Here is a 12,898-nt window from a genome sequence, read left to right as displayed (position 1 = left end):
GCTACACCCTTCTCTCCGATCGGCCGGCCCGTCACAGGGAGCGGGGCAGCCCAAACTTCGTGAACAATGCGTCGTCGAGGAATGCAACCACATGCGACACCCCGTCGGGGCGGACATCCAGCACATGCAGCTGAAACGGCACGTGCTGCTCGCCGGCCCGCATGTACATCGCGGCGGCGGGTTGGCCGTTGGCGACCAGCGGGATCATCCGCATGTCCCCGGGATGTTCGGCGGGACACTGCTGGTGGATCAGGGTGATGATGGCCTGTGGGCCCTGGTACCAACCGGTGTACGGCGGCATCTCCCAGACCGCCTCGGCGGTGAACAGCTCCACCAGCCCGTCGATGTCGTAGGCCTCGAACGCCGCGATGTAGCGGGCGAGCAGGTCCTGGGATTCGCTGGAATCCGGCGCCGCCAGGCGATCGGTCGAGCTGGGCCCGACGGTCTCCAGTTGGGACCGGGCCCGCTGCAGCAGGCTGTTGACCGCGGTGGTGGTGGTGCCGATCGCATCGGCCACCTCGGCGGCCTTCCACTGCAGCACGTCGCGCAGCAGCAACACCGCGCGCTGCCGGGCTGAGAGGTGCTGCAGCGCAGCGACAAATGCCAGTCGCACCGACTCGCGCGACCCCACGATCACGGACGGGTCGGCCGGATCCTGCGTCAGGTCGGGCAGTGGCTCCAGCCAGGGCACCTCGCGACGTTCCACCAGCTCGGCGGTCGGGTCCGAGCTGGGCCCGCCGAGCCCGGCGGGCAGCGGGCGTCGGGTCCGGCCCTCCAGTGCGGTCAGGCAGGTGTTGGTGGCGATGCGGTGCAGCCAGGTCCGTATCGAGGACTTGCCCTCGAACCGGTCGTAGGCCTTCCAGGCCCGCAACAGCGTCTCCTGCACCAGGTCTTCCGCGTCGTGCAGCGAACCCGTCATCCGGTAGCAGTGCGCCAGCAATTCGCGACGATACGGCTCGGTACGGGCTGAGAAATCGCCGTGGCCCCCGCCCGCGGCGGGGATTTCTGCGTCGTCGGAGTTCTCCGCGAGCACGCTCACCCGGATGAGCCTACGCAGCGCCTCGGACCATAGCGCCTCAGGAGCCATTACGCTGCCCCTAATGACTAGGACGCCCGATGACCCGCAGTGAACGGAACTTCGACGGCCTGGGCGGCGTGCGCATCGTGTACGACGTCTGGACGCCGGATACCCCGCCGCGGGCCGTGGTGGTGCTGTCGCACGGTCTCGGCGAGTACGCGCGCCGCTATGACCACGTCGCGCAGCGCTTCGAAGAGGCCGGACTGGTCACCTATGCGCTGGACCACCGCGGACACGGCCGCTCCGGCGGCAAGCGCATGCTGGTCCGCGACGTCTCGGAGTACACCGCCGACTTCGACACCCTGGTCGGCATCGCCACCAGGGAACTCCCCGGGCTCAAGTGCGTCGTCCTCGGGCACAGCATGGGCGGCGGGATCGTGTTCGCCTACGGCGTCGAGCGGCCGGACAATTACGACCTGATGGTGCTGTCCGGGCCGGTGGTGGCGGCCCAGGATGCGGTGCCGGGGCTGGTGGCGTTCGCCGCCAAGTTCCTGGGCGCCGTGCTTCCCGGCGTGCCGGTGCAGGACCTCGACGTCGACGCCATCTCCCGGGACCCCGCGGTGGTCGCCGCGTACAAGGCCGACCCGCTCGTCTACCACGGCAAGATTCCGTTCGGTGTCGGCCGGGCGATGCTGGAGGTCAGCGAGACGATGCCGCAGCGGGCGCCGGCCCTGACCGCGCCGCTGCTGGTGGTGCACGGCGAGCAAGACCGGCTGGTGCCCGTCGCCGGAAGTCGTCGCCTGGTCGAATGTGTGGGCTCCACCGACGTCACGCTGAAGGTCTACCCGGGGCTCTACCACGAGGTCTTCAACGAGCCCGAGCAAGACCAGGTGCTCGGCGATGTCGTCACGTGGATCACCGATCGGCTCTGAGCGAACTGTCGGATCCCTCTTGTAGTTTGGCGCTTATGACCGACGACAAAATGCTGGCGCGCATCGCCGCGCTGCTGCGTCAGGCCGAGGGCACCGACAACACGCACGAGGCCGATGCGTTCATGACCGCCGCGCAGCGGTTGGCGACGGCGGCGTCCATCGACTTGGCGGTCGCCCGTTCGCACGCATCCAACCGTTCGGCGGCACAAGCGCCGACCCAGCGGACCATCACGATCGGGGCGGCCGGCACCAAGGGGTTGCGAACATACGTGCAGCTCTTCGTGCTGATCGCGTCGGCCAACGACGTGCGCTGCGACGTCGCGTCGAATTCGACGTTCGTCTACGCCTACGGGTTCGCCGAGGACATCGACGCCAGCCACGCCCTGTACGCCAGCCTGGTCGTTCAGATGGTGCGGGCCTCGGATGCCTACCTCGCCTCGGGCGCACACCGGCCCACGCCGACGATCACCGCCCGGCTCAACTTCCAGCTTGCCTTCGGGGCCCGCATCGGTCACCGGCTCAGCGAGGCGCGCGAAGAGGCGCGGCGCGAGGCCACCAGGGACCACAGCCGTCGGCCCGGTACTGCAATTGCATTGCGGGACAAAGATGTTGAGTTACATGACCACTACCGTGGGGCGTCCAAAGCGCGCGGCACCTACCAAGTCAGCCGCGCGACGGCGGGGTACTCGTCGGCCGCGCGGCGCGCGGGTGATCGGGCCGGCAAGCGGGCGCGGCTCGGCAACAGTCCCGAGTTGCCCGGAGCGCGGAGCGCGCTGGGCACGTGACCGCGGGGGATGAGCCCAAGCGAGATTCCCAGCGCTCCAAGGTGTATGCCGCCGAGGAGTTCGTTCGCACCATGTTCGACCGCGCCGCCGAGCACGGCTCTTCGGCCCTGGAGTTTTTCGGCACGCAGTTGACGCTGCCCCCGGAAGGGCGATTCGGCTCCGTCGCGGCGGCGCAGCGCTATGTTGACCAGGTGCTTGCGCTACCGGCGGTGCGGGACCGCTGGCCCGAGGTGTCGCCGCTGAGAGTGCGGTCGCGGCGGGCCGCTACCGCCGCGCATTACGAAAACTACGATGGCGCAGGCATTATCGCGGTTCCCGACCGTGCCACCGCCGACTGGGCGCTGCGTGAGCTGGTGGTGCTGCACGAAGTGGCGCATCACCTGTGTCAGGCGCAGCCGGCACACGGCCCGGAGTTCGTCGACACGATCTGCACGCTGGCCGAGTTGGTGATGGGGCCGGAGGTCGGGCACGTGCTGCGGGTGGTCTACGCCAAAGAGGGTGTGCGGTGGACGGCATCGCTGCGCGACGCTGGGCGGCCTGTTGAGGAGCCGGACAATTGAGCCCGGCCGAATCAGCCGACCCGGACGCCCGGGCGCGCGATATCGAAAGCCGGATGACCGACGACGAGCGCTTCACGTTGCTGGTCGCGGTGATGGGAATGTCGGAACTGTGGCCGCTGCCCGATGACCGCATCCCGCCCGGCACCCCGATGAGTGCCGGATATGTGCAGGGGATTCCCCGGCTCGGTATCCCGGCGCTGCGAATGAGCGACGCCGGCCTCGGGGTCACCAATCCCGGCTACCGGCCCGGTGACACCGCGACCGCGCTGCCGGCCGGCCTGGCGCTGGCCGCCGGTTTCGACCCCGCTCTCGCTCGTGCGGCGGGCCAGGTGATCGGCCGCGAGGCGCGCAGCCGCGGATTCAACGTGCAGTTGGCGGGCGCGATGAACCTGGCCCGCGACCCGCGCAACGGCCGCAACTTCGAATACGTCTCGGAAGACCCGCTTTTGACGGCCACGATCGCCGCCGAGTCCGTCAATGGCATCCAGCAACAGGGTGTCATCTCGACGGTGAAGCACTATTCGCTGAACTGCAACGAGACAAACCGGCACTGGCTGAACGCGATCATCGACCCCGACGCGCATCGCGAATCCGACCTGCTGGCCTTCGAGATCGCGATCGAGCGGTCCCGCCCGGGTGCGGTGATGACGGCATACAACAAAGTCAACGGTGACTACGCCTCGTCGAACGCGGTGTTGCTCAACGACATCCTGAAAGGCGCCTGGGGATACCGTGGTTGGGTCATGTCCGACTGGGGCGCCACGCCCGGCTGGGAGTGCGCACTGCACGGCTTGGACCAGGAATGCGGCGCCCAGATCGACACCGTGTTCTGGGGGGCGGAGGCGTTCACCGAACCCCTGCGAGCCGCGTACGCCGACGGCAAGTTACCCAAAGACCGCCTGTCCGACATGGTCCGGCGGATCCTGCGTTCGATGTTCGCGGTCGGTATCGACCAGTGCGGGGACGCTCACGAGCCGGATATGGCCGCCCACAATGAGATTGCGTTGAACATCGCGCGGCAGGGAACCGTGCTGCTGCAGAACCGCGGAGTGCTGCCGCTGGCGCCCGACGCCCGCATTGTCGTGATCGGCGGCCACGCGCAGCTCGGGGTTCCGACGGGCTGCGGGTCGAGTGCCGTCGTTCCGCCGGGCGGCTACGCGCACGTGGTCCCGATCGGCGGCGCCGGCCTGACCGGCGGCACCCGAAATCTGTACCTCTTGCCGTCCAGCCCGCTCGACGAACTCAGGAAGCAATTCCCCAACGCGCAGATCGAGTTTGATCCCGGCCTCAGCCCGGCCGAGGCGGTGCTGGCCGCGCGTCGGGCCGACGTCGCGATCGTGTTCGGGATCCGCGTCGAAGGCGAGGGCTTCGACAGCGCCGACCTGTCGCTGCCGTGGGGCCAGGACGCCGTCATCGCCGCGGTCGCCGCCGCCAATCCGAACACCGTGGTGGTGCTGGAGACCGGCAACCCGGTGGAGATGCCGTGGCGAGACTCGGCGAACGCAATCCTTCAGGCGTGGTATCCGGGTCAGGCCGGCGGTCGGGCGATCGCGGAGATCGTTGCGGGCCAAGTGAATCCGTCGGGTCGGCTGCCGATCACGTTTCCGATCGGACTCGATCAGACACCGCGCCCGGAGCTGACCGATCTGGGCACCGCGTTCGGGACACCGACCACGATCGACTACTTCGAAGGTGCCGAGGTCGGCTACCGATGGTTCGCCGACAGAGGCCACACGCCATTGTTCGCGTTCGGTCATGGCCTGTCCTACACCAGCTTTGAGTACCGCGACCTCGCAGTCACCGGCGGGGACACGGTTACCGCGAGCTTCAGCGTCGTCAACACCGGTGATCGCAGCGGGGCCGACGTCCCGCAGCTGTATCTGACCCACGCCGGCGAGCCACGTATGCGATTGCTGGGATTCGAGCGGGTCGAGTTGGACCCGGGCGCGACGCGCCGGGTAACGATCGCGGCGGACCCGCGCCTGCTCGCCCGTTACGAAGGCGCAAGCTGGCGGATCAAGGCGGGCCCCTACGCGGTGGCGGTCGGCGGCTCGGCGGTCGCGCTGCGGCTGATGGCCGAGGTCGAGCTGGACGCCCGTGCGTTCGTGCGCTGAGTGGCTTTTCGAACGCACGGCCGTCCCGCGGGATCTACTTGACTGGCACCAATGCTTCGCCGCAGGAGCAGCGGTAATCCTCGTCCGCGCCCGAACAGTGGCATGCGACCTCGATGCGGACGCGACAACCGCACCCCTCGTGACCGCAGGTCAGCTGCGTCCCCTCGTCGTAGTGCGCCATGTGAATCACCCTTGTCTGTTACGGGATTGCGGTCCTTGACCGAAATCCAGTGGTTACCTTCTTCGGTGGTTGCCCGCCGATCGGACAACCACGCCCAATGTATACCCTATACGGGTATCTGGTAAAGCACCGGGTGGTGCCCGTTATCGATCGGATGCACGACCAGGCGCGACGCCGTGGAACAGCGTTCGCGGCTAGCGTTGATCTCATGACCGACAAACCAACCCCGCAGGACGTCGACGCCTTCTTGGACAGCACAGTCATCGGTGACGATCCGGCCTTGTCCGCCGTGCTGGAGGCCAGCAACGCGGCCGGGCTGCCGCGGATCGCCGTGTCATGGCAGCAGGGCAAGTTCCTGTCCCTGCTGGCCGGTGCGATCGGGGCGCGCCGCATTCTCGAAATCGGCACCCTCGGCGGTTTCAGCACGATTTGGCTGGCGCGTGCGGTGGGTCCGGACGGACAGGTGGTGACGCTGGAGTACGAGCCCACCCACGCCTCCGTCGCACGGGCCAATCTGCAGCGGGCCGCAGTCGCCGACCGAGTGCGGGTCTTGGTCGGCGCTGCGCTGGAAACCTTGCCCACCATCGACGGTGATCCCTTCGACTTTGTGTTCATCGATGCGGACAAAGAGAACTACGTCGAGTACGTGCGGTACGCGGTCAAGCTGGCCCGCCCGGGCGCACTCATTGTGGTGGACAACGTTATTCGGGAAGGCGGGATCCTGGCGCCGGAATCCGATGACGCCAGGATCGTCGCGACGCGTGAGGCTCTGCAGGTCATGGGTGAGCACGCGCAGCTGGACACCGCGGTGATCCAGACGGTGGGCGCCAAGCATTGGGACGGCTTCGCTATCGCGCTGGTGAAGTCGCGCTAAATCGCAGGAAAGGCCGCCGTTTAGCGGCAACGAATTTCGTTGCTGACGCCGCGTGATCTGGCGTAATCTTGAAAAAGATGGATGGTTGCAGTCCGCTCAAAAGGCTTGCTGCATAACAGAAAGGTCACAAAATGAGTACAGTCCATTCATCAATCGATCACCACCCGGATTTGTTGGCCCTGCGGGCACGCTACGAGCGCGTCGCCGAGTCGATGAGTGCGCATTTCACCTTCGGCATGGTCCTGCTGACGGGCCTGTACGTCGCCGCATCACCGTGGATCGTCGGATTCAGCGGAACGGCATCGCTTGCCACGTCCGACTTCATCGTCGGGATTGCGATGGCGTTCTTGGCGTATGGGTTCGCGACGACGCTGGACCGCGCGCACGGGATGACCTGGACGTTGCCGGTGCTGGGCGTGTGGGTCATCGTCGCGCCGTGGGTCGTCCCGGGTGTCGCGCTGACCGCCGGCATGATTTGGTCGCATGTCGTCGCCGGTGCGTTGATGACGTTCCTGGGTCTCAACGCGGCCTACTTCGGCATGCGCACGCGCGCCGCGGCTGACCACGGGTAGCAGCGAAACCCGCTGAGCCAGGCAGTAACTCGCCCTGCCCGGCCGATCGATCTCGGCCCAGGGCAGGCCTAGCGGCAGACCGCGCCGATTGCCGCCGAGCTGACCAGCTTGACGTACTTGGCCAGCACGCCGGTCTTGTAGCGCGGCGCAGGAGGAGTGAAACCCTCTTGCCGAGAAGCGAATTCGGCCGGGTCGGCCAGCACGTCAAGAGTGCCACCGCCGACGTCGAGCCGGATTCGGTCGCCGTCGCGCAGGAAGGCGATCGGCCCGGCGTCCACCGCCTCGGGCGCCACGTGTCCCACGCACAGGCCGGTCGTCCCGCCGGAGAAACGTCCGTCGGTGAGTAGTAGTACGTCCTTACCGAGCCCGGCACCCTTGATCGCGCCGGTGATGGCCAGCATTTCGCGCATCCCGGGGCCACCCTTGGGGCCCTCGTAACGGATCACCACCGCGTCGCCCTTGGTGATGGTGCCGTCTTCGAGTGCGTCCAGGGCGGCCCGCTCGCCATCGAAAACCCTTGCGGTGCCCTCGAACACGTCCGAGTCGAAACCGGCCGACTTCACCACGGCGCCCTCGGGCGCCAGGCTCCCGTGCAGGATGGTGATGCCACCCGTCGGGTGGATCGGGTCGCTGAGCGCGCGCAGCACCTTGCCGTCCGGGTCGGGCGGCTCGATGGCGGCCAGGTTCTCGGCCAGCGTGCGTCCGGTCACCGTCAGGCAATCACCGTGCAGCAGACCGGCATCCAGCAGCGCCTTCATCATGACGGGGACGCCGCCGATGTGATCGACATGCGACATCACGTGCCGGCCGAACGGCTTCACGTCGGCAAGGTGCGGCACCTTGGCGCCGATCCGGCTGAAGTCCTCGAGCGAGAGCTCGACCTCGGCTTCGTAAGCGATGGCCAGCAGGTGCAGCACCGCGTTGGTCGAGCCGCCGAACGCCATCACCACCGCGATCGCATTCTCGAAGGCCTCTTTGGTGAGGATGTCGCGGGCGGTGATCCCGCGGCGCAGCAGTTCGATGACGGCCTGGCCGCTGCGCCGGGCGAACCCGTCGCGGCGCCGGTCGGTGGCCGGGGGCGCCGCACTGCCGGGCAGTGACATGCCCAGTGCCTCGGCGGCGCTGGCCATCGTGTTGGCGGTGTACATGCCGCCGCACGCGCCCTCGCCCGGACAGATCGCGCGCTCGATGGCGTCGACGTCCTTACGCGACATCAATCCGCGCGAGCAGGCGCCCACGGCTTCGAACGCGTCGATGATCGTCACCTCGCGCTCGCTACCGTCGGAGAGCTTGGCCACCCCCGGCAGGATCGAGCCCGCGTACAGGAATACCGACGCCAGGTCCAGGCGTGCGGCGGCCATCAGCATGCCGGGCAGCGACTTGTCGCAGCCGGCCAGCAGCACCGAGCCGTCGAGCCGCTCGGCCTGCATCACGGTCTCGACGCTGTCGGCGATCACCTCGCGGGACACCAGGGAGAAGTGCATGCCTTCGTGGCCCATTGAGATGCCGTCGGAGACCGAGATCGTGCCGAACTCCAGCGGGTAGCCGCCGGCGGCGAACACGCCCTCTTTGACCGCCTTGGCCAGCCGGTCCAGCGAGAGGTTGCACGGCGTGATCTCGTTCCACGACGACGCGACGCCGATCTGCGGCTTGGCGAAGTCCTCGTCGCCCATGCCTACCGCGCGCAGCATGCCCCGGGCGGCGGTCTTCTCCAGACCGTCGGTGACGTCACGACTACGGGGTTTGATGTCGGCGGTTGCCGCGTCGGTGCTTAGGGCCATCGATCAAGTATGCGCGGGGACGACAAGCCAATTTTCAGGCCATACCCCGCTGGGGTATGAGGTATCGTGGAGGGTTCACACGCAGCGGGAGCTGGGCGCGCAGCCGGGAGGGTTTTGAGGCCGAGATGACGACTCCACACGGATATTCACAGCAGAAGGACAACTACGCCAAGCGGCTGCGGCGCATCGAGGGTCAGGTGCGCGGCATCGCGAAGATGATCGAGGAAGACAAGTACTGCATCGACGTGCTTACCCAGATCAGCGCCGTAAACAGCGCGATGCGGTCGGTGGCGCTGAACCTGCTCGACGAGCACCTCGGCCACTGCGTGACCCGCGCCGTCGCCGAAGGCGGCAGCGACGCCGACGACAAGCTGGCCGAGGCGTCCGCGGCCATCGCGCGTCTGGTTCGTTCCTGATTGGTGACGTAGTTGAGACCGGGTTGCGGTCCTAAGTTGGCCGAACCCGTTGTTGAGGTGCGTACGGTAAGGCAGTGTGATCGCATTAGGCACGACAACCCAGGAACTGGGGAGCCCGGCCGATACCGTATCCCACGCCATGACTGCCGAAACCGGAACAGCCACCGCCACCGCGCGAACGTGGACGCCACGGATCGCCGCGCAGCTGGCAGTGCTGGCCGCCGCGGCATTCATCTATGTCACGGCCGAGATTCTGCCGGTGGGCGCGCTGTCCGCGATCTCCCGGGACTTGCACGTCAGCGTCGTCTACGTCGGAACCCTGCTGACCTGGTATGCGCTGGTCGCGGCCCTGACGACGGTGCCGCTGGTGCGCTGGACCGCGCATTGGCCGCGCCGCCGGGCGCTGATGCTCAGCCTGACCTGCCTGACCGCCTCGCAGGTCATCTCGGCGCTGGCGCCCAACTTCGCGGTGCTGGCCGCGGGACGGGTGCTGTGCGCGTTCACCCACGGCCTGCTGTGGGCGGTGATCGCCCCGATCGCCACCCGCCTGGTGCCGCCCAGCCACGCGGGCCGCGCGACGACGTCGATCTACGTCGGAACCAGCCTGGCGCTGGTGATCGGTAGCCCGCTCACGGCGGCGATGAGCCTGATGTGGGGCTGGCGGCTGGCGGTCGTGTGCGTGATGGCCGCGGCGGCCGTCGTCACGGTCGCCGCCCGGGTGATGTTGCCGCCGATGGTGCTCACCAAGGACCAGCTGGCCTGCGTCGGCCCGCGGTCGACCCACCACCGCAATCCGCGGCTGATCATCGTGAGCCTGCTGGCGATGGTCGCGGTCACCGGGCATTTCGTCTCCTACACCTACATCTCGGTGGTCATCCGCGACGTCGTCGGCGTGCGCGGGCCGAACCAGGCCTGGCTGCTGGCCGCCTACGGCCTGGCGGGCCTGCTGGCGGTGTCTCTGGTAGCGCGGCCGCTGGACCGCCGGCCCCGGGGCGCGATCATCCTGTGCATGGCGGGATTGACGGCCGCGTTCGTGGTGCTGACCGCGCTGGCGTTCGGCGACCGCACCACCACCCTGTTGACCGCGCTGATCGGCACCGCCGCGATCGTGCTGTGGGGCGCGATGGCCACCGCGGTGTCGCCGATGATGCAATCCGCCGCGATGCGCAACGGCGCCGACGACCCCGACGGCGCGTCCGGTCTGTACGTGACGGCGTTCCAGGTGGGCATCATGGCCGGCTCCCTGTCGGGTGGTTTGTTGTACGAGCACAGCGTGGCGACGATGCTCACCGCGTCGGCGGGTTTGATGGGAATAGCGCTGGCCGGCATTGCGGCCAACCGGCGGGTGCTGGACGTTGCTCCGTCAAGCTCACGCGATTCATAATTCGGCAGTTCACCGGCCCTGATTGCCGGCATGACCGGGGTCGCGCCGGGTCCGGATTAGGTAGCTGGGGGCGCCGCTGTGCCACACTGGGTCCAGCTACTGACTGGAGGTATGCATATGTCGGGCTGGACGAGGACAAGCCTCTTCGCGGCTCTGAACGCAGCCGGTGTCGCCGCCGTGCTGGTGCTGGGGAGCGCCCCGGCTCTGGCGGATCCGGACCCGGTTCCCGCCGACCCGAACGTGGTTGCCGCGTCCCCCGCTCCGCCTCCGCCGCCATTCGAGCTGCCGCAGTTGCCGGGGTTCCCGCCTCCGCCACCGGGTGACGCTCCGCCGCCCCCGCCGTGGGCGCCGCCGGTGGCAGTGCCGGCCGCCGACGGGCAGGACCCGAACCCGTTCACCGGCACCGCGCCGTTCGGCACGCCCTCGTTCGTCCCGAAAACCGGCTCGATGGTCGGTGTCGCCCAGCCGATCATCATCAACTTCCCCGGCCGGGTCGATGACGCCGGCGCGGCCCAAGCCGCCGTGCACGTGTCGTCCATTCCGCCGGTGCCGGGCAAGTTCTACTGGATGACCCCGACGCAGCTGCGCTGGCGGCCGATCAACTTCTGGCCCGCCAACACCGCGGTGAACATCGACGCCGGCGGCACCAAGTCGAGCTTCCGCACCGGCGACCAGTTGATCGCCACGGCCGACGACGCCACGCATCAGCTCACCGTGACCCGCAACGGCACCCTCGAAAAGACCATCCCGATGTCGATGGGTATGACGTCGGGCAACCACCAGACCCCCAACGGCACGTACTACGTCCAAGAGAAGATGCCCTCGGTGGTGATGGACTCCTCGACCTACGGGGTGCCGGTCAATTCGACCTACGGCTACAAGGTGACCGTCGAGCTGGCCGTGCGGTTCGACAACGTCGGCGACTTCGTGCACAGCGCCCCATGGTCGGTGGACGACCAGGGCAAGCGCGATGTCAGCCACGGCTGCATCAACATCAGCCCGAGCAACGCCAAGTGGTTCTTCGACAACTTCGGCGCCGGCGACCCGATCATCGTGAAGAACTCCAGCGGTGGCTCGTACAAGAAGAACGACGGCTCCAGCGACTGGATCACCAACTAGCCGAGATTGTTGGTGACGACGACGCGCTCGTCGATGGTCGATCCCGGTGTGTCGGACGAATTCGATTCGCTTGCGGGGTGATTCGCGCGCAGAATCGCCGGCCGGCTCATGTCGACTGACAGGCTGAAGATGTCCGCCCGGTTGTAGGTGCCGACGATGTCATGGGCCTGCTTGGCGATGACCTCCTTCTGCAGGTCGACCTCGGCGTGCAGGATTGCGTCCGGCTCGGTCATCGGTCCGGCCAGGACCTGACCGTCAGGGCCGATCACCATCGCGGCGGGAGGCGTTGCCGTCAAGGCTTTTTCGATGCGAGCGTCGCCGCCGGCGATCTCACGGACGGCGGTTTCGTCCAACGTCGTCGCCGCGACGACGACGAACACCTTGCCCTCGAACGCGTGGGCGGCGCTGCGCAACCGGATGAACTCGGCGAGGTCGTAGTCGAAGTCCTGCGACCGGCCGTCGAATGGCCAAGCCGGCGGGTAAGTCGCGATATGCAGCCGCTCTCCCTGGGCGAGCAGGGTGAATCTCGCTAGCGTGTTGGTGTTTTCGCCACAGATGAGCGCGCCGAGGCGCCACCCGCCGAGTTCGACCGGCCGCAGGTCGTGCGCGTCGCCGTGTGACCAAGTCAGGCGTTCGTACCAGGTAGCCACCAGCTTGCGACGGTGATTGACCAGCCGGCCGCTCGGGTCGAACACCAGGTTGGAGTTCCAGAGTTGGCCCAGGCTATCGGGATTGCGTTCGTTCACCCCCACGGACAATGTCACCCCGTGCGCGCGGGCAATGCGACCGAGACGTTCGGTCTGGGGACTGGGCACGACGACCGACTCGGCAACGAGCCGCTCATGCCATTCGTGTTGGTCGATCGGAGGCAGCACGGCGTTCCACACCGGGAATCCGGCCAGAAACGCCTCACCGAAAACGACCAACTGTGCGCCGTCTCGAGCGGCGGTTGCGACCAGGTGTTCCACCTTGTCGAGGCTGGCCGGCAGGTCGAGAAAGACCGGCGACGCGTTCACTGCGGCAACAGCCACTTTCGGGAGGTCCAGCGATGACATGTCGTTGCCCTTCTCGAGATTGTTCTGATCTATCGACAATGGTTCGGGTTCCGGTCGAACCGCGAATCCCACTCTATTCACCGCCGATTGACTGTCAATCGGATTGT

The 12,898-nt window shown here is 67.5% G+C and carries 12 protein-coding genes and 1 pseudogene; 9 read left to right on the top strand and 4 right to left on the bottom strand.

Going from position 1 to position 12,898, the window contains the following annotated elements:
• Positions 1 to 31: 31 nt before the first annotated feature.
• Positions 32 to 1,163: pseudogene (locus G6N55_RS15555) on the bottom strand (sigma-70 family RNA polymerase sigma factor).
• On the opposite strand from G6N55_RS15555, the gene G6N55_RS15550 reads away from it, so the two are divergent.
• Genes G6N55_RS15550 through G6N55_RS15535 form a run of 4 tightly spaced genes read left to right on the top strand, consistent with a single transcriptional unit; the run spans position 1,117 to position 5,409 of the window.
• Positions 1,117 to 1,950, top strand: a complete 834-nt coding sequence (locus G6N55_RS15550) for an alpha/beta hydrolase (RefSeq protein ID WP_085222447.1) — start codon at positions 1,117 to 1,119, stop codon at positions 1,948 to 1,950. The pseudogene G6N55_RS15555 and the gene G6N55_RS15550 overlap by 47 nt on opposite strands.
• A 35-nt stretch (positions 1,951 to 1,985) precedes the next feature.
• Positions 1,986 to 2,735, top strand: a complete 750-nt coding sequence (locus tag G6N55_RS15545) for a DUF2786 domain-containing protein (RefSeq protein ID WP_085222448.1) — start codon at positions 1,986 to 1,988, stop codon at positions 2,733 to 2,735.
• On the top strand, positions 2,732 to 3,295 hold the full coding sequence (locus G6N55_RS15540) for a TIGR04338 family metallohydrolase (RefSeq protein ID WP_085222449.1): 564 nt from the start codon (positions 2,732 to 2,734) through the stop codon (positions 3,293 to 3,295). Before G6N55_RS15545 ends, G6N55_RS15540 begins: the two co-directional genes overlap by 4 nt.
• A gap of 53 nt (positions 3,296 to 3,348) precedes the next feature.
• The gene (locus G6N55_RS15535; protein ID WP_085222996.1) at positions 3,349 to 5,409 is read left to right on the top strand and encodes a beta-glucosidase family protein; all 2,061 of its coding nucleotides are present in this window, start codon (positions 3,349 to 3,351) and stop codon (positions 5,407 to 5,409) included.
• Positions 5,410 to 5,443: 34 nt separating this feature from the next.
• On the opposite strand, the gene mymT is transcribed toward G6N55_RS15535, so the two are convergent.
• Positions 5,444 to 5,599, bottom strand: coding sequence for a copper-binding metallothionein MymT (mymT, locus tag G6N55_RS29850; RefSeq protein WP_085222450.1), 156 nt, complete (start codon positions 5,597 to 5,599; stop codon positions 5,444 to 5,446).
• A gap of 199 nt (positions 5,600 to 5,798) precedes the next feature.
• Here mymT and G6N55_RS15525 point away from each other — a divergent pair, with 199 nt between their 5' ends.
• Together G6N55_RS15525 and G6N55_RS15520 are read left to right on the top strand one after the other, a co-directional pair.
• Positions 5,799 to 6,464 (top strand): O-methyltransferase, encoded by a 666-nt coding sequence (locus G6N55_RS15525; RefSeq protein WP_085222451.1) that lies wholly within the window; start codon positions 5,799 to 5,801, stop codon positions 6,462 to 6,464.
• 131 nt (positions 6,465 to 6,595) lie between these two features.
• Positions 6,596 to 7,036 carry an SPW repeat protein gene (locus G6N55_RS15520; protein WP_085222452.1) on the top strand — a complete coding sequence of 147 codons (441 nt, stop codon included), beginning with the start codon at positions 6,596 to 6,598 and terminating at the stop codon, positions 7,034 to 7,036.
• Between the two features lie 68 nt (positions 7,037 to 7,104).
• Here G6N55_RS15520 and ilvD read toward each other — a convergent pair whose 3' ends face one another.
• On the bottom strand, positions 7,105 to 8,817 hold the full coding sequence (gene ilvD / locus G6N55_RS15515) for a dihydroxy-acid dehydratase (RefSeq protein WP_085222453.1): 1,713 nt from the start codon (positions 8,815 to 8,817) through the stop codon (positions 7,105 to 7,107).
• 125 nt (positions 8,818 to 8,942) lie between these two features.
• On the opposite strand from ilvD, the gene ricR reads away from it, so the two are divergent.
• The 3 genes from ricR (at position 8,943) to G6N55_RS15500 (ending at position 11,736) form a co-directional block, all read left to right on the top strand.
• Complete coding sequence (ricR, locus tag G6N55_RS15510; RefSeq protein ID WP_085222454.1) at positions 8,943 to 9,233, top strand: copper-sensing transcriptional repressor RicR; 291 nt, start codon at positions 8,943 to 8,945, stop codon at positions 9,231 to 9,233.
• Positions 9,234 to 9,372: 139 nt separating this feature from the next.
• Complete coding sequence (locus tag G6N55_RS15505) at positions 9,373 to 10,617, top strand: MFS transporter (RefSeq protein WP_085222455.1); 1,245 nt, start codon at positions 9,373 to 9,375, stop codon at positions 10,615 to 10,617.
• 117 nt (positions 10,618 to 10,734) lie between these two features.
• Complete coding sequence (locus G6N55_RS15500) at positions 10,735 to 11,736, top strand: L,D-transpeptidase (protein ID WP_085222456.1); 1,002 nt, start codon at positions 10,735 to 10,737, stop codon at positions 11,734 to 11,736.
• Here G6N55_RS15500 and G6N55_RS15495 read toward each other — a convergent pair.
• The gene (locus tag G6N55_RS15495) at positions 11,733 to 12,791 is read right to left on the bottom strand and encodes a carbon-nitrogen hydrolase family protein (protein ID WP_085222997.1); all 1,059 of its coding nucleotides are present in this window, start codon (positions 12,789 to 12,791) and stop codon (positions 11,733 to 11,735) included. The genes G6N55_RS15500 and G6N55_RS15495 overlap by 4 nt on opposite strands.
• Positions 12,792 to 12,898 lie beyond the last annotated feature (107 nt).

The organism is Mycobacterium florentinum (assembly GCF_010730355.1).
In the GTDB taxonomy this organism is placed as follows: Bacteria; Actinomycetota; Actinomycetes; order Mycobacteriales; family Mycobacteriaceae; genus Mycobacterium; species Mycobacterium florentinum.
Note: the sequence above shows the minus strand (reverse complement) of the source record. Positions and strands in the feature narration are given on the sequence as shown.